This window comes from Plantactinospora mayteni, from assembly GCF_016862935.1.
GTDB classification, from domain to species: domain Bacteria; phylum Actinomycetota; class Actinomycetes; order Mycobacteriales; family Micromonosporaceae; genus Plantactinospora; species Plantactinospora mayteni.
In genome coordinates this window covers 23,256-39,416 of sequence record NZ_BONX01000034.1, presented here as the reverse complement: position 1 = coordinate 39,416, position 16,161 = coordinate 23,256, and the positions used below count along the sequence as shown (strand labels likewise).

Sequence of the window (16,161 nt, the reverse complement as noted above, 5' to 3'; positions counted from 1 at the left end):
GCCGGCTACTCCGCCGGCCGGTCACCGTCGTCGCGCAGCCGGGCGTGCAGGTGTACGTCGTGCCAGCCGTCCGCGTGCCGCCACGCCCGGCGCAGGGTGCCCTCGACCTCGTACCCGAGTTTGCCGGCCACCCGGCAGGAGGCGCGGTTCACCGTCGAGTGCCGCAGGTCCAGCCGGTGCAGTCCGAGCCCCTCGAAGACCCACGCCTGTACCGCCCGAACCGCCCGGACGGCGACGCCCCGGCCACGGGCCGCCGGCAACACCCAGTACGACAGTTCGGCTGACGCCTGGTCCAGCCGGATCTCGCGGAGCCCGACCTGGCCGACCGGCTCGCCGGTCCGCTCCGCCACCACGGCCCAGCTCGCGTCGGTCTCCGCCGCCCAGCGGGCCGGCCACTGCGTCGTCCACTCCCGCCCCTCGCCGTCGCTCTCCATCCGGCGCAGGTGCCACCGCTGGATCTCCGGACACTCGAACGCGGCCCGCACGGTGGCGGCGTCGCCCACCCGCCACGGCCGCAGCGTCAGCCCGCCACTGGCGCTGAGCCGGGGTTGGCGGATCGCGCGCAGCGAGTCGGTCGGCAGGACCGGCGGCACCAGCATGGCCATCCGTCCATCATGGCCGAACACCGCCGTCGGCCGGACGGCAGCCCGAGGTCGGCGTATTAGCCGCACTGAGTGTCCGGCCAGCGGGCAAGTAGGCGAAAAAATCCGACCGTACGGCCCTACTTGACTCTCGGACCAGACTCACGGCGCGGGTACGCCCTACGAAGCTCATCGACGGTTATATATTGTCGGCAGTCAATGTCGAAGGTCGATGCCACGAATGTGCTGAGTCGCTGGCGACCCAGCAGGGCAATGCCGCCTCCACCGTCCAGGCTTCGACGTCGTTTGGGGAGAACAGTACATGAACGAAGATCAGGATGGCTGGCTGCGGGCTCGATGGCGGCGCTTCCGGAGAACCGTCATCGCCACGACGGCGACCTCCAGCGGGCTCGCCGCGCTCGTCCTCGGAGTCACGGTGGGCACCGCTGCCGCCGGCGTCGGTCCGGTCGAGCGCGGCTCGCTGAGCGTCTCGTTCGCCGCCCCGGCGGTTTCCAGCGTCGCCGCGGGTTACGCACACACCTGTGCGATCGGGGCCGACGCGACACTCTGGTGCTGGGGCGGCAACTCCAGCGGCCAACTCGGCGACGGCAGCACCACGAACCGGAACACCCCGGTACGGATCGGCGACGCCACCACCTGGGCCAGCCTCGACGCCGGCACCAGCTACACCTGTGCGGTGCGGACGGACGGATCGCTCTGGTGCTGGGGCCGAAACACCAGCGGCCAACTCGGCGACGGCACCACCACGAACCGGAACACCCCGGTACGGATCGGCGACGCCACCACCTGGGCCAGCGTCAGCGCCGCCGACAGTCACACCTGCGCCGTCCGGACCGACGGCACCCTGTGGTGCTGGGGCACCAACCGCAACGGGCAACTGGGGGTCGGCGGCTCCCTCGCCAGCACGACCACCCCGGTCAGGGTCGACACGGCGACCACCTGGGCGAGCGTCACGACCGGCTACGCACACTCCTGCGCCGTCCGCACCAACGGCACCCTGTGGTGCTGGGGTGACAGTTCCAGCGGACAGCTCGGGGTCGGCACCCTGAGCTACCGGGCGACTCCGGCGCAGGTCGGTACCGCGACCACCTGGACCGGTGTGACCGCCGGGTACACCTTCACCTGCGCGGTCCGCGCCGACGGGACCCTGTGGTGCTGGGGTGAGAACGGGTACGGACAGTTGGGTGTCACCGGCCCCTACCGGACCACACCGGTCCAGGTCGGCACCACTACAAGCTGGACCAGGGTCAACACGAGCAACGACTCGCCGTGCGCGGTCCGTACCGACGGCACCCTGTGGTGCTGGGGCAACAACACGGCCGGACAGCTCGGCGACGGCACCACCACCCACCGGTACGCCCCCACCCGGGTTGGCGACGCCACCAGCTGGGCAAGCGGCATCGTCGGCAGCTATCACAGCTGCGCGATCCGCACCGACGGCAGCCTGTGGTGCTGGGGCAACAACGCGGCGGGGCAGCTCGGCGACGGCACCACCACCCAGCGGTCCACTCCGGCGCAACTGACCCTGCCGGGCTGACCACCACCACCAAGCGGGCCCCGATCTCCTCGTGAGAGATCGGGGCCCGCCCTGGGAGAGCCACCCGGCTGGATGCGTGCCCGGCCGGGAGTGTCGCGGCCCGGTCGGCCGGGCTACTTGACCGCGCCGGCGGTGAGGCCGGACTGGATCTGCCGTTGGAAGATCGCGTAGACCAGGATCATCGGCAGGATCGCCATGGTCAGCGCGGCGAACAGCCCGGACCAGTCCGCCTCGTAGCCGGCGTTGACCGAGATGTCCGCGATGCCCTGGGTGAGCACCCACTTGTCCTCGGCGTTGGAGAGCAGCACCAGCGGCAACTGGTACTGCGACCACTGCCCGATGATGTTGAAGATGCCGACGCTGATCAGGCCCGGTTTGGCCATCGGCATCATCACCTGGAAGAAGAGCCGGGTGTGCGAGCAGCCGTCGATCATCCCCGCCTCGGCCACCGAGGTCGGCAACGTCTTGAAGAACGCGGCCAGGAAGAAGACCGTGAACGGCAGCGAGTACGCGATGTAGACCAGTACCAGCCCGGTGTGCGTGTTGAGCAGGCCGAGGTTGTCCACCACGAAGAAGAGCGGCACCAGGGCGAGGAAGACCGGGAAGGCCAGCCCGGAGACGAACAGGTAGTAGATCAGCCGGTTGCCGACGAACTTGTAGCGGGCCAGCACGTACGCGGCCATCGAGCCCAGCAGCATGGTGCCGAAGACGCCGCAGGAGACCACGATCACGCTGTTGAGGAAGAACTTGCCGACCCGGGCCTGTGTCCAGGCGCGGCCCCAGTTCTCCCAACGCAGCTCGGCCGGGAGCGTCCACGGGCTGCTGAAGATCTCCGAGGTGTTCTTGAACGAGGCCAGGAAGGTCCAGAGGATCGGGACGACCACGATCACCGCCCAGACCACCAGGGCGACGTGGCCCAGGCTGGACAGCAGTCGTACCTCGGACCTCTTGCGGTCCCGGCCCTTGCCGGCCGCGGCGGTCGGCTTGTGTTCCCCCGGCCTGGTCACCGGGCGCTCGGTCTGTGTCGACATCTGGGGTCCCATCTAGTACTCGATGCTCTCCCGCTTGGACACCCGCAGCATCAGCGCCGCGAACGTGATGGTCAGGAAGAACAGCGCCACCCCCATCGCCGAGGCGTAGCCGGCCCGGCCGTAGGTGAAGGCGTTGCGGTAGATCTCCATCGCGAGCACCGTGGTGGCCCCGTCCGGGCCACCGCTGTCGATGGAGAGCACCGCGACGATGGCGAAACAGTCGAACGCCGCGATGCCCAGATAGACCCAGGCCACCTGGAGGGTGTCCCAGAGCAGCGGCAGGGTGACCCGGAAGAAGAGCGTGACCCTGGTGGCCCCGTCGATCTCGGCCGCCTCGTAGATCTCGGTCGGGATCGACGCCATGCCGGCCGAGAAGAGCACCACGTAGAAGCCGACGCTCTGCCAGACCAGCACCGCGATGATCGACCAGAGCGCGAGGTTCGGGTTGATCATGAAGAAGATCGGCTCCAGCCCGAGCTTCGTCAGTACGCCGTTGATCAACCCGGACTCGTCCGGCCGGTAGATCATCTGGAACAGTACGGCGATGACCGCCACCGCCAGGACCTGCGGGAAGAAGAACACCACCCGGTAGAAGGCGGATCCCCGTACCCCGACCCGCTTCCCGCCCTTGCTGCCGCCGCCGACGTTCAGCAGGAACGCGAAGAACAGCGCGATGGCGATGGTGATCAGCGGCAGGGCGAGCAGGATTATCCCGTGGTGCTGGACCGCCTTCCAGAAGGCCGTGTCGTTGAACAGCCGCTGGAAGTTCTCGAACCCGATCCACTCCGGCGTGCCGATGCCCCGCCAGTTCGTCATCGCGAGCTGGAACGCCTGGGCGTACGGCGCGATCACGAAGACCGAGTAGAGCGTGACCGGCAGGATGAGAAAGCCGATCACGAACGGGTACTTGCCCTGCCGCATGATCACTCCACTCCGGTCAATCAGCGCGAGAACTTGGCGACGCTGCTGTCGGCCTTGATGGCGTCCGCGCGCTTCTGGATCCGCTCGGCCCACTGCTCGGCGCTGGCACGGCCGAACATCAGCTCGTTGGTCGCCGTCCGGGCCTCAGTGTCCAGCTCCTTGTACCAGTTGTCGAACATCATGTTGAAGACGTTCGCCCCGGCCGCCTTCAGCGCCGCCTGCGAGCTGGCCACGCCCGGCGGGAACGAGTAGCCCTCGCTGCCGGCCGGCACCACGGTGGCCGCCCCGACGGTCTCGGTGAAGCCCCGGGTACCCGCCTTGGAGAGCATCTGCCGCATGTACTCCATGCCGCCGCGCGGGTTCTTGCTCTTGGCCGAGACGAAGTACCCCTCGCCACCGGCCGCCCGGATCGCACCGGCCGGCAACTTGTCCCCGGCGGTCAGGCTCGGCACCGGCATGAGCTGGTACTCGAAGCCGGCCGGCGTGTCCTTCTTCTGCTCGTTCTCCAGCCAGTCACCACTGGGGTAGAAGGCGAGCTTGTACTGGTTCTGCCGCAACTGCACGTCGGTGTGCTTGAGGCCCTCGTAGCTCTTGTCGCCGTACTTGGCGCCGATCTCGGCCCACGCCTTGGCGGACTGGAGGATCGCGTCGGCCTTCCAGGCGTTCGGCTCCAGGTTGTCGATGCTCTTCAGCACGTCCGGACCGCCGACCTTGGCGGCCTGGGTCAGGATCACGTTCCACATGTAGTAGGCCGCGTTCGCCCCGGCGTACCCGAACGGGGTGATGCCCTTGGCCTTGATCTGGTCGCAGAGCGCGGTGAACTGCTCCCAGGTGGTCGGCACGGTCCAGCCGTTGTCCTTGAAGAGCTTGCCGGAATACCAGATGCCGTAGACGGTCGAGACGTAGTAGAGCACGAACGGCTTGCGGCCACCGTCCTTGGTGGTGAACATGCCCTGCTCGATGACGCCGGGGATGACGGTGTCCCGGACCTTCTTGTTCGGGTCGTCGACCGACGGCGCGTCCCAGAGCTCGGTCAGGTCCTGGAGCTGGTTGTCGTTGACCAGGGCACCGAAGTCGAGGAACTTCTCGCCCGAGTTGTTGACGAACTCCGGCGGGTCACCGGCGGTGAACCGCGGCTGGAGCACCGTGGAGACCGCCTGGGTCGCCTGGTGCTTGATCTCGGCGTTCGGGAACGCCGTCTTGTAGAGCTTCTCGTGCACGTCGGTGGCGTACTTCTCGCCGTAGCCGCCGTTGAAGATGATCACCTCCAGCGCGGCGTCCTCCTTGACGCCGAGCGGGTTGGTGGCGCTCTTCGCCCCGGTCTCCTGCTCGGTGTTGCCCTCGTCGTCACCGCCGGTGGCGCAGGCGCCGAGCAGTCCGGCGGCCGGGGTGACGAGCAGCCCGGCGGCGGCGGCCCGGCGCAGCACCGTACGGCGGCTGGTGCCCAGCGCCGCCGGCAGGTCCGGCCCGGTCATGGTCGACGGATCTACGCGGTCCGACGTGTGGTCGGGGGTTGCGGACATCTTCATCTCCTCAGTTGAGAATCGGGTCGGGCCAGCCGGACGACTCCGGATGACCGGGACCTGCCAGCGGTTACTCGCCCCCCGCGGGGAGCGATCGGGCCGGGGGTAACCAGCGGATACCTCCGCCCCGACGGGTCGGTGTCGAATGCGTGTCACGGCCGCGCCTCCTTGGTCGCCTTGTGCCCGCCCACCGCCCGGGCCGTCCGCTGGAACGCGGCGTGGGCCCGGTCGTGGGTGCGTTGGGCGACGGCGATGTAGAGCAGGTCGAGCACGACGAGTTGCGGATGCCGGGCGGAGAGCGCGTCCGGCCGGAAGGTGGTCGCCTGGCTGGCGGTGAGCAGCACGATGTCGGCCAGTTCGGCCAGCGGCGACCGGGTGAACCCGGTCAGCGCCATCGTGGTGGCGCCGTGGCTGCCCGCCTCGGCGAGGGTCTCGATGGTCTCGCGGGTCTGGCCGGTGTGCGAGATGCCCAGGGCGACGTCGCCCTTGCGGAGCAGCGCGGCCCCGGCCAACCCCTCGTGTACGTCGTTCCAGGCCCACGCCGCCACGCCGATGCGGTGCAGGCTGAACTGCATCTCCTCGCCGACCAGCGCACTGCCGCTGGCGCCGAAGATGTTCACCCGGGCGGCTCCGGCGATCGCCTCGGCGGCCCGTTCGACCTCGGCCAGGTCCAGCAGCGCGGCGGTGTCGTGCATGGCCTGGGTGTCCGCCGCGATGATCTGGCCGAGTACCCGCTCCAGCGGGTCGGTCGGCTGGATCTCCCGGCCAATGTCGACGGTCCAGCCGGCGGTGTGCGCCCGGCCGGTCTCGGCGGCGATGCCGAGCCGGAGGTCGGCGTAGCCCTCGAACCCCAGCGCCCGGCAGAACCGGGTGACGGTGGCCGGGGACGTACCGCTGCGCTCCGCCAGCTCGACGATGGTGGCCCGGGCGGCGGCGGACGGGTCGCTGAGCACCTGCTCGGCCACCCGCTGTAGGGCACCGGTGAACTCGGTGAGCCGGGACCGGACCCGGACCAGCACGCTGTCCGCTGGTGAGAGCCCGGCGGCGGCCCGGCGGTCGGGCTCGGCGTCGACCACCGCGGTCCCCGCGATGGTGTCCGCCTCCTGCTCGACCATGGGCGCACCTTTCGGAAAAGGAAGTTAACTGTTAGTGGTAAAAGTTCTTACTAAGAGCCCCTCCTTGTCAAGACGATGGGTGAAGTTTTCAAACTGTTACCTGGGTCGGCCTGTTGCCGGACGATCGATGCTTGCCCCGGAGCGCCGCACCGAGCAGCATGGACGCCGATCGACGGACGCGTGGGAGGTGGTTGCCGGTCATGTCCGACGGCATGGTGGTGGGACTCGACATCGGCGGCACCTCGACCCGGGCCACAGTGGTCTCGCTGGCCGGCGAACGCCTCGGCGCCGGGCAGAGCGGCGGCGGCAACCCGACCAGCCACGGCGCCGACCGGGCCGCCGAACAGCTCCGGCTGGCGCTGGCCGGCGCCCTCGCCGGGCTCGATCCGGGACTGGTCCGAGCCGGCACCATCGGGCTGGCCGGAGCGGGTCGACTGCTCGCCGATCCGGCCGGCCGGGCCGCCTTCGACCGGACCTGGCACGAGGTCGGGCTGCGCTGCCGGTACGACATCCTCGGCGACGCCCTCGTCGCGTACGCCTCGGGGACCGCCGAGCCGGACGGCACCATCCTGATCGCCGGCACCGGTGCCATCGCCGCCGAGGTACGCGACATGGCGCTGGACCGGGTCGCCGACGGGCACGGCTGGCTGCTCGGCGACGCGGGCAGCGGCTTCTGGCTCGGTCGGGAGGCCGTCCGGCGGGCCCTTGCCGACCTCGACCGGCACCTGCCACCAGGCCCGCTCAGCACCCTCGTACTCACCGAGCTGCTCGGCTCGGCGGAGGTCGCCGCCCGCCCCCGGGACACCGTGGACACCCTGGTGCAGACGGTGACCCGACGGCCCCCCGTCGAGCTGGCCGCGCTCGCCCCGCTGGTGATCCGGGCCGACCGGGACGGTGACCCGGCCGCCGCCGCGATCCTCGCCGAGGCCGCCCGGCTGGTCGCCGCCAACGTGGACCGGATCCGGCCGACGGACGCGCGCACCCCGATCGTGCTCGGCGGCGGACTGCTCACCGGCGACACCCCGCTGGCCGACGCCGTACGCCCGGCTCTGGCCGCACGCTGGCCGGACGCGCCGGTGTACGGGGCCGGGGACGGTGCGCTCGGCGCCGCCTGGCTGGCCGCCCGGACGCTGCCCGAGCTGACCGACCCGGCCGAACTGCACCGCCGACTGCTCGGCAGGCTCGACAGCTGATGTCGGTGCAGTCTGTCGATTCGAGGCTCCTATCGCTACTCAGCTCAGGCAACGCGTTCCAGATCGCCTTCGATGGCCGGCTCACCCCGGCCAACCACTGACCAACTCAACAACCAAGATCAGCCGTTAACGTGACACTCCCCGGCCAGCACAGCCGGTGCAGAGTCCCACGACGGCCGCAAGCGTGCCGTGCCCAGCGGTGGGCGGGAGTGGTTTGTTAGCTCACTCGTAGTGGTAGCGTCGCCCGCTCCGCCGGTTCGGTACCGCGGCCGGTCCCGACGGAGCCGCAAGCCCTACTTCAACTGACCGGCGGTCAGCCCGGACTGGATCTGGCGCTGGAACAGCACGTAGACGGCCAGCACCGGCAGCATCCCGAGGGTGAGTCCGGCGAACAACCCGCTGAAGTCGCCCTGGTAGCCCTGGCTGACCGCCAGCGCCGCAAGGCCCTGGGCAAGCACCCATTTCGACTCGTCCCCCTGCATCAGCACCTGCGGCAGGATGAACTGGTTCCACTGGCTGAGGAAGTTGAAGATCCCCACGCTGACCAGGCCCGGCCGGGCCATCGGCAGCATCACCCGGAAGAAGAGCCGGAAGTGCCCGCAGCCGTCGATCAGCGCCGCCTCGGCGACCGAGGTCGGCAGGGTCCGGAAGAACGCGGAGAGGAAGAAGACCGTGAACGGCAGCGAGTAGGCGGCGTAGACCAGGATCAGCCCGACCCAGTGGTTGAAGAGCCCGGCGTTGCGGACCACGAAGAAGAGCGGCACCAGGGCCAGGAAGACCGGGAACATCATGCCGCCGACGAACAGGTAGTAGAACACCTGCCGGAACCGGAACTCGTAGCGGGCGAAGACGTACGCGGCGGTGGCGCCGAAGAGCATGGTCAGGGTCAGCGAACCGGCCACCACGATCGCACTGTTCAGGAAGTACTGCCCGATCCGGGCCTCGGTCCAGGCCCGCGCCCAGTTCTCGAAGCGCAGCGCGCCGGGCAGTCCCCACGGGTCGCTGAGGATCTCGCCGTCGCTCTTGAACGAGCTGATGAAGACCCAGAGCAGCGGCAGGGTGGTCAGCAGCGCCCAGATCAGCAGGAAGCCGTGCGAGAAGACGTTCACCACGCCCCACTCGCGGCGGGGTGCCCGGTCGCCGGTACCGGGCCGGCCCTCGGCGCCGGTGGCGGGCGGAGCCGACGCGGGGGTGTCGACGGTCGTCACGAGTACTCGATTCGGTCCCGGCGGCTGGCGCGCAGGGCCAGTACCGCCACCGACAGGGTCAGGAAGAACATCACCACGCCGATCGCCGAGGCGTACCCGAACTTGGTCTCGCTGCCGAACGCCGTGTTGTACATCCGCAGGCCGATCACGTCCGACGAGTGGTTGGGCCCGCCGTCGGTCATCTGCTGGATCAGGATGAAGCCGTCCAGCGCGGCGATGGCCAGGTAGATCCAGGCGACCTGCACGGTGTCCCAGAGCAGCGGGATGGTGACCCTGGTCAGCGTGGTCCACCGGGAGGCGCCGTCGAGCATCACCGCCTCGTAGATGTCCTTCGGGATGGCCTGCATCGCCGCGCCGAAGAGCACCACGTAGAAGCCGACGTTGCTCCAGATCATCACCGCCAGCACCGCCCAGAAGGCCGTACGCGGATCGCCGAGCCAGGTCGGCGCGGGCAGCCCGATGCCGCGCAGCGTGGCGTTGAGCAGCCCGTTGTTGGGGTGGTAGACCTCCTTCCAGAGCAGCGCGATGATCACCACGGAGAGCACCTGCGGGAAGAAGTAGACCAGCTTGTAGGCGCCGGAGCCGCGCACCCCGACCACCCCGGCGGTGCCGCGCCGGCCGCCCATGTTGAGCATGCTGGCGAAGAAGAGCCCCAGCCCGATGGTCAGCACCGGGAGCAGCACCAGCAGGATCGCGTTGTTCCTGACCGCGTTCCAGAGCGCGCCGTCGCGCAGCAGGTTGCCGAAGTTCTCCAGCCCGACATAGTCAGCACTGGCCGAGTAGCCCAGCCAGTTGGTGGTGGAGATCTGGAACGCCTGGAGGTACGGCGAGAGCACGAAGATGCCGTACAGCAGCAGCGGCGGCACCAGGAAGGTGATGATCAGCGGATACTTGCCATGTTTCACGGGACCGAATCCTGCCCACTCCACGCGGGGGACCTGTCCCCGCGACAATCGCGCCCGGAGGCCGGCCGGTGCCGGCCGACCCCCGCGACGACAACCGACCTACTGGCGCTTGTACTTCTTGATGCTGCTGTCCCCGGCGATCTGGTCGGCGCCCTTCTGGCACTGGTCCAGGAACTCGGCCGGGGTGGTCCGGCCGCTGAAGAACTCGCCGCAGGCCGCGTCGACCAGCTCGCGCTCCAGTTTGCGGTAGTAGTTGTTGTAGACCCAGTTGAAGCCGTTGCTGCCGGAGGCGTCCAGCGCCTTGACCACGCTGGTCAGCCCGACCGGCAGCTCGGCACCCTGGGTGGCGCCGACCACCACGGACAGGCTGGAGACCTTCTTGGTGAAGTCCTGGGCACCCTTCATCGAGAGCATGGTGCGCAGGTATTCCAGGCCGCCGGCCCGGTTCTTGGCCTTGGCCGGCACCATGAACGGCTCGCTGGCGGTGCCGCGCATCGCCTCGAACGGCAGCTTGTCGCCGGGGCCAAGGCTGGGGGTCGGCGCGACGGTCATGTTGAAGCCGGCCGGGGTGACCTTGGCCTGCTCGCTCTCCAGCCAGGAGCCGCAGGAGATGAAGGCGGCCTTGCCCCGGCACCACTCGGTCTGCGACTGCACGTGGTCCAGGCCGGGGCTGCCCGGCATGATGAAGCCGTCCTTGACGATCTGGTACCAGGCGTCCGCCGCCGCCTTCATCGCGTCGGACTTCCAGGCGTTCGGCTCCAGGTTGTCGATCGCCTTCGCCACGTCCTGGCCGCCCAGCTTGACCGCCATCGAGATCACCGGCCAGCTCATGTAGCGGGGGTGCTTGCCGGCGTACGTCCAGGGGGCGATGCCGGCCGCCTTGATCTGCCGGCACAGCGCGATGTGGTCGTCCCAGGTCTTGCCGTACTGCCAGCCGCGGTCGGTGAAGAGCTTGGTGGAGTACCAGATGCCGTACGCGGTGTACGCGTAGCTGAGCACCAGGAACTTGCCGTCGTACGACCCGACGTCGACCACGCCCGGCAGCAGGGTGTCCCGGACCTTCTTGCCCGGGATGTCGAGGCTGGGCGCGTCGAGCAGCTCGCCGAGGTCGGCCAGGGCGTCCTGCGATACCAGGCCGTTGAAGTCGATCTGACCAGCGCCGGAGTTGTTCACCACGTCCGGCGGGGTGCCGTCGACGAACCGGGGCTGTAGCGTCTTGTTGATCTCCTGCGTCGCGGAGTGCTTGATCGTCGCCTTTGGATATTTCTCGGTGTACATCGCCTCGTGGGCTTTGGCATACTCCTCACCAAAACCACCATTGAAGATGACCACCTCGAGCGGCGCGTCCTCCTTGACGCCGAGTGGGTTCTGCTCACTCTTCGTGCCTTCGAGCGACTCGCCGCCGCTGTTGTCGTCGTCGCCGCCGAGGGCGCAACCGGTCAACAGGCCGGTGGCGGGGACGGCCAGCAGGCTGGCCGCAGCGGTACGACGGAGGATGTCACGCCTCTTCATAGCTTCTCCTCGGATCCGGTCCAGGTGGACGCCGCATCCGGTTGGAGCGGCGCCCGCCGACGAGGCTCGGGGGGTCATCGGGTCGGTGGCGCTGGCGGTGCTGGTCGACGGGTGTGGCCGCCGGCCGGGGTGCTGCTGGTGCGACAGGTGGGAACGCTCGGCGTACTGGTGCTTGTCTTCACTTAACACAAAGTTACTGAAGGATTCTTACGGAAGAGGGTGCCGGCAGCAAGCCCCGGCGGCCGAACCGTTACGGACCGGCAATCCACCCGGGTTGTCGCATAGCGCGTCGGCGGCCCCCACGGAGTAGATAACCTGGCCACATGCGCCGCCTGCGGGAGATCGCGGGCCGCACGCCCGCCCAGCGGGAGCGCTACGTCGACCTGCTCCGCGCGGTGGCGATCACCCTGGTGGTGCTCGGGCACTGGCTGATCGCCGTCCTCGACGACGACGCGGGGCGGCTGCGCGGCCACAACGCGCTGGAGGACATCACCTGGGCCCGGCCCGGCACCTGGTTCTTCCAGGTCATGCCGCTGTTCTTCCTGGTCGGCGGCTACGCCAACGCCGCCTCGCTGGCCAGCCACCGACGCCAGGGCGGCGACGCCGGTGGCTGGCTGGCCGACCGCAGCGGGCGACTGATCCGGCCCACCACCGTGCTGCTGGTGCTGCTCGCCCTCGCCGCGCTGGGCGCCCGGCTGCTCGGCGCCGGCCCGAGCCAGGTCCGCGAGGTCGTCTGGTACGCGACGGTGCCGCTCTGGTTCCTCTCCGCGTACCTCTTCGTGGTGCTGCTGACCCCGGTGACGTACGCCCTGCACGAGCGCTTCGGCCTGGTCGTGCCGGTGGTACTGCTCGGGCTGACCGCCCTCGGGGACCTGGCCCGACTGCTCGGCGAGGGCCGGTACGGGTACGGCAACTTCCTCTTCGGCTGGCTCGCAATGCACCAGGTCGGGTTCGCCTGGCGTACCGGGAGCCTGCCGATGCGTCCCCGGGTGGGCGTACCGCTGCTGGCGGTCGGGCTGACCACGCTGCTGCTGCTCACCCTGGTCGGCCCGTACCCGGCCAGCATGATCAACCAGCCGGGCCAGCGGATCCAGAACATGTCCCCGCCGAGTCTGGCCCTGCTCGCCCTGGCCACCGCGCAACTCGGACTGATCATGCTGCTCCGCGCCCCGGTCGAGCGGTGGCTGCACCGGACCCGCCCCTGGATGCTGGTCGTCGCGGTGAACTCGGTGGTGCTGACCATCTTCCTCTGGCACCTCACCGCCGTGATCCTGCTGGCCGGCGCGCTGGACTCGCTCGGTGCGCTGCCCGCCCCGCCGGTCGGCGGCACCGCCTGGTGGCTCTGGCGGATCCCCTGGGTGATCATGCTGGCCGTGGTGTTGGCGGTACTGGTCGCCGTCTTCGGCCGGATCGAGCGGCGCGGCTCCCGCCGTCCCGCCACCCGGCCCCGCGCTCTGCCGGCGGCACTGTGCCGTACGCTCGCCGCGCCACTGCCCCGGCTGCTGCTCGTCGTACTCGGCTTCGCCGCGACCGTGGTCGGGCTGTTCAGCAACAACGTCGCCCCGAAGAGCGGCGAGTACCTGTTCGGCCTGCCCACCGGCGCGCTGGTCGCGTACCTCGGCGGAGCGGGCCTGCTCCGGCTGCTCCGCTCGGTACCCGACCAGCGCGCCGGCTGATCCGACAACGCCAACCGCGTCGACCGACCGGATCGGCGGCTGACCTTCGCCGACCTGGACAGCAGAGGCGTTAAACCATCCGCATAACGCCTCTGCTGTCCAGGTCAGTACCACGTTCCTCGGCCCGATCCGGAGCCGTCAGGCGGCGGCGGTGGCCACGGCCTCGGTCAGGATTCCCAGCGCCTCCCGGGCCTCCTCCTCGGTCAGGGTCAGCGGCGGGCCCATCCGCAGCACGTTGCCGTAGAGGCCGCCCTTGCCGACCAGCAGGCCGCCCCGCCGGCACTCCTCGAAGACCCGGGCGGTCGCCGCCGGGTCGGGCTCGGTGGTGCCGGGCCGGACGAACTCGACGCCGAGCATCAGCCCCCGCCCGCGTACCGCGCCGACGATCGCGTGCCGGTCGGCCAGCTCGCGCAGCCCGGCGAGGAGTATCGCGCCGACCCGGGCGGCGTTGGCCTGGAGGTCGTGCTCCAGCAGGTAGTCCAGCACGGCGTTGCCGGCCGCCGTCGAGATCGGGTTGCCGCCGAAGGTGGAGAACGAGACCGCGTGCACCTCGTTCAGCACCTCGGCCCGGCCCACCACCCCGGCCAGGGCGAAACCGTTGCCGATGCCCTTGGCGAAGGTGAGCAGGTCCGGGGTGACCCCGTGCGCCTGGTAGCCCCAGAAGTGCTCCCCGGTACGCCCCCAGCCGGTCTGCACCTCGTCCGAGATGAGCAGGATGCCGGACTCGTCGAGTACCTTCTTGAAGGCGCCGAAGAGCCCGTCCGGCGGGGCCACGAACCCGCCCACCCCCTGGATCGGCTCGGCGATCAGGCAGGCCACGTCCCCGCTGGTCTGGGTGGCCAGCACCTCGCGCAGGTCGTCGACGGCGGCGTCGACGTACTCGTCCGGGTCGAGCCGGGACAGCAGGCCGCGCAGCCGGTCGGCGGAGTGCAGCCAGCTCACCTGGAGCGGGTTGAGGCTGCTCGCCGACCAGCTCCGGTGCCCGGTGATCCCCATCGCCGCGTACGACCGGCCGTGGTAGCTGTTCCGCACCGCCAGGATCTGGTTCGACCGCCGGTGGTTGGTGGCGACCAGCAGCGCCGCCTCGTTCGCCTCGGTGCCGGAGTTGGTGAAGAAGACCCGGGCGTCCGAGATGCCGGAGAGCGCGGCGATCTTCTCGGCCAGCTCGACCTGCTGCCGGATCAGGTAGAGCGTCGAGGTGTGCACCACGCCGGTGGAGAGCTGGCGCCGCACCGCCTCGTTCACCTCGGCGATGTCGTAGCCGAGCATGTTCGTCAGCACGCCGCCGAAGAAGTCCAGGTAGCTGCGCCCCTGCGCGTCGGTGACCCGGCGACCGGAGCCGGCGACGATCTCGATCGGCTCGGCGTAGTACAGCGGCATCCAGGACGGCATAACGGCCCGGTGCCGCGCCAGCAGCTCGTCGGTGGTCATGGTTCTTCACACCCCTCAGCCAGGTACGCGGACCCCTGCACGCTCCCACCGCACGGGGACACCGGGCAACTGCCACCCTGTCGGGCACCGGGGGCCGGAGATTGACATGCCGTCAACCCGGGCGGACTACTATTGCCTGTGCCCAACGGACAGCTCCGGCGGATGGACGCCTTCGCCTTTCCGGCCCACTCCTTCGACCCGGCCACCGGGGAGGCCGCCCTCGAATACGCGCTGACCGGCCCGGACGGCGAGCTGCGGTTCACCGAGCGGATCACCTTCCCCCAGCCGGAGACACCGCCGTCGCCGGAGGCCCTGGAGACCTTCGGCCGGGTGCTGGAGCTGCTGCACCTGGTCGCCGGGGTGAGCTACTACAAGGCCGCCGCACCGCACCGGCTGGTCCTGCCGGCGCCGCTGGGCGCCGACGCCGCCGCGCTGGTCACCGCCGTCTACACCTCGGGTCTCGCCGAGTACGCCTACCGCAACGACCTGCCGTACGTGCTGGAGCTGAGCCCCGAGGTGCCGCCGGGGCGGGTCGCCGAGCCGGCCGGGTGGGACAACTCGGAGCGCCGGCCGCTCTCCACGGTGGGTGGCGGCAAGGACTCCATCGTCAGCCTGGAGGCGCTGCGCCGGGCCGGCTTCGACCCGGTGCCGTTCTCGGTCAACCCCAACCACATCATCGTCAGCGTCAACGACGCCTCCGGGCTCACCCCGCTGGCCGCCCGGCGCCGGCTCGACCCGGCGCTGATCGAGCTGAACGCCGCCGGGGCGCGCAACGGGCACATCCCGGTCACCGCGATCAACTCGCTGATCGCGGTCGGCACCGCCGTACTGCACGGACTCGGTCCGGTGGTGATGTCGAACGAGCGCTCCGCCTCCGACCCGAACCTGGTCTGGCAGGGCGTCGAGGTGAACCACCAGTGGTCCAAGGGGGTCGAGGCGGAGCGGCTGCTCCGGGCGGCGCTGGCCGGACACGCCGGGCTGACCGAGCCGTACTTCTCGCTGCTGCGGCAACTCTCCGAGCTGCACATCGCCCGGCTCTTCGCCCAGTTCAGCCGCTACGACGACGTGGTGACGAGCTGCAACGCCGCGTTCAAACTGAGCGACCCCAGCGACCGGTGGTGCGGGAACTGCCCGAAGTGCCGGTTCATCTTCCTGGCCCTGGCCCCGTTCATGCCCCGGGCCCGGCTGGTGCAGATCTTCGGCACCGACCTGCTGGCCGACCCGGCCCAGGCTCCCGGCTATCTCGAACTGCTCGGCATCGACGCGCACAAGCCGTTCGAGTGCGTCGGCGAGGTCGAGGAGTCGGTGGTGGCGCTCGGCCTGGTCGCCGAGCACCCGGACTGGCGGGGCGCGGCCGTGGTCCGTACCCTGCTCGACGCCATTCCGGCCGAAGCCTGGACGGCCGCCAACGCCACCGACGTGTTCACCCCGGCCGGCCCGCACTTCGTCCCCCCGGCGTACGCCAAGGCGCTGACCGCGATCTCCTGACCCGGATGCCGGTCGGGCG

At 70.0% G+C, this 16,161-nt stretch carries 13 protein-coding genes; 4 read left to right on the top strand and 9 right to left on the bottom strand.

What is annotated here, in order from left to right:
• Positions 1–5: 5 nt before the first annotated feature.
• On the bottom strand, positions 6–605 hold the full coding sequence (locus Pma05_RS24155; RefSeq protein ID WP_203859748.1) for a GNAT family N-acetyltransferase: 600 nt from the start codon (positions 603–605) through the stop codon (positions 6–8).
• A gap of 298 nt (positions 606–903) precedes the next feature.
• On the opposite strand from Pma05_RS24155, the gene Pma05_RS24150 reads away from it, so the two are divergent.
• Positions 904–2,139: an RCC1 domain-containing protein gene (locus tag Pma05_RS24150; RefSeq protein WP_203859747.1), complete on the top strand. Its 1,236-nt coding sequence runs from the start codon at positions 904–906 to the stop codon at positions 2,137–2,139.
• 113 nt (positions 2,140–2,252) lie between these two features.
• Here the strand turns inward: Pma05_RS24150 and Pma05_RS24145 are convergent, their stop codons facing one another.
• From Pma05_RS24145 to Pma05_RS24130, 4 genes are all read right to left on the bottom strand, one after another.
• Entirely contained in the window at positions 2,253–3,170 is a 918-nt protein-coding gene (locus tag Pma05_RS24145) for a carbohydrate ABC transporter permease (protein WP_203859746.1), read from the bottom strand.
• A gap of 12 nt (positions 3,171–3,182) precedes the next feature.
• Positions 3,183–4,091: a carbohydrate ABC transporter permease gene (locus tag Pma05_RS24140; RefSeq protein ID WP_203859745.1), complete on the bottom strand. Its 909-nt coding sequence runs from the start codon at positions 4,089–4,091 to the stop codon at positions 3,183–3,185.
• 20 nt (positions 4,092–4,111) lie between these two features.
• On the bottom strand, positions 4,112–5,614 hold the full coding sequence (ngcE, locus tag Pma05_RS24135) for an N-acetylglucosamine/diacetylchitobiose ABC transporter substrate-binding protein (protein WP_307836883.1): 1,503 nt from the start codon (positions 5,612–5,614) through the stop codon (positions 4,112–4,114).
• 152 nt (positions 5,615–5,766) lie between these two features.
• The gene (locus Pma05_RS24130; protein ID WP_203859744.1) at positions 5,767–6,729 is read right to left on the bottom strand and encodes a MurR/RpiR family transcriptional regulator; all 963 of its coding nucleotides are present in this window, start codon (positions 6,727–6,729) and stop codon (positions 5,767–5,769) included.
• 200 nt (positions 6,730–6,929) lie between these two features.
• Between Pma05_RS24130 and Pma05_RS24125 the strand changes: the two genes are divergently transcribed.
• The gene (locus Pma05_RS24125; RefSeq protein WP_203859743.1) at positions 6,930–7,922 is read left to right on the top strand and encodes an N-acetylglucosamine kinase; all 993 of its coding nucleotides are present in this window, start codon (positions 6,930–6,932) and stop codon (positions 7,920–7,922) included.
• Positions 7,923–8,215: 293 nt separating this feature from the next.
• Here the strand turns inward: Pma05_RS24125 and Pma05_RS24120 are convergent, their stop codons facing one another.
• The 3 genes from Pma05_RS24120 to ngcE (Pma05_RS24110) form a co-directional block, all read right to left on the bottom strand.
• Positions 8,216–9,130 carry a carbohydrate ABC transporter permease gene (locus tag Pma05_RS24120; RefSeq protein WP_203859742.1) on the bottom strand — a complete coding sequence of 305 codons (915 nt, stop codon included), beginning with the start codon at positions 9,128–9,130 and terminating at the stop codon, positions 8,216–8,218.
• On the bottom strand, positions 9,127–10,035 hold the full coding sequence (locus tag Pma05_RS24115; protein ID WP_203859741.1) for a carbohydrate ABC transporter permease: 909 nt from the start codon (positions 10,033–10,035) through the stop codon (positions 9,127–9,129). The genes Pma05_RS24120 and Pma05_RS24115 overlap by 4 nt, the downstream gene beginning before the upstream one ends.
• 99 nt (positions 10,036–10,134) lie before the next feature.
• Positions 10,135–11,547 (bottom strand): N-acetylglucosamine/diacetylchitobiose ABC transporter substrate-binding protein, encoded by a 1,413-nt coding sequence (ngcE, locus tag Pma05_RS24110; protein ID WP_203859740.1) that lies wholly within the window; start codon positions 11,545–11,547, stop codon positions 10,135–10,137.
• A gap of 323 nt (positions 11,548–11,870) precedes the next feature.
• Here ngcE (Pma05_RS24110) and Pma05_RS24105 point away from each other — a divergent pair, with 323 nt between their 5' ends.
• Positions 11,871–13,223, top strand: a complete 1,353-nt coding sequence (locus tag Pma05_RS24105) for an acyltransferase family protein (protein ID WP_203859739.1) — start codon at positions 11,871–11,873, stop codon at positions 13,221–13,223.
• Positions 13,224–13,361: 138 nt separating this feature from the next.
• On the opposite strand, the gene Pma05_RS24100 is transcribed toward Pma05_RS24105, so the two are convergent.
• Positions 13,362–14,654, bottom strand: coding sequence for an aspartate aminotransferase family protein (locus tag Pma05_RS24100; protein ID WP_203859738.1), 1,293 nt, complete (start codon positions 14,652–14,654; stop codon positions 13,362–13,364).
• 138 nt (positions 14,655–14,792) lie between these two features.
• Between Pma05_RS24100 and Pma05_RS24095 the strand changes: the two genes are divergently transcribed.
• Entirely contained in the window at positions 14,793–16,142 is a 1,350-nt protein-coding gene (locus Pma05_RS24095; RefSeq protein WP_203859822.1) for a MurL-like N-terminal domain-containing, read from the top strand.
• Positions 16,143–16,161 lie beyond the last annotated feature (19 nt).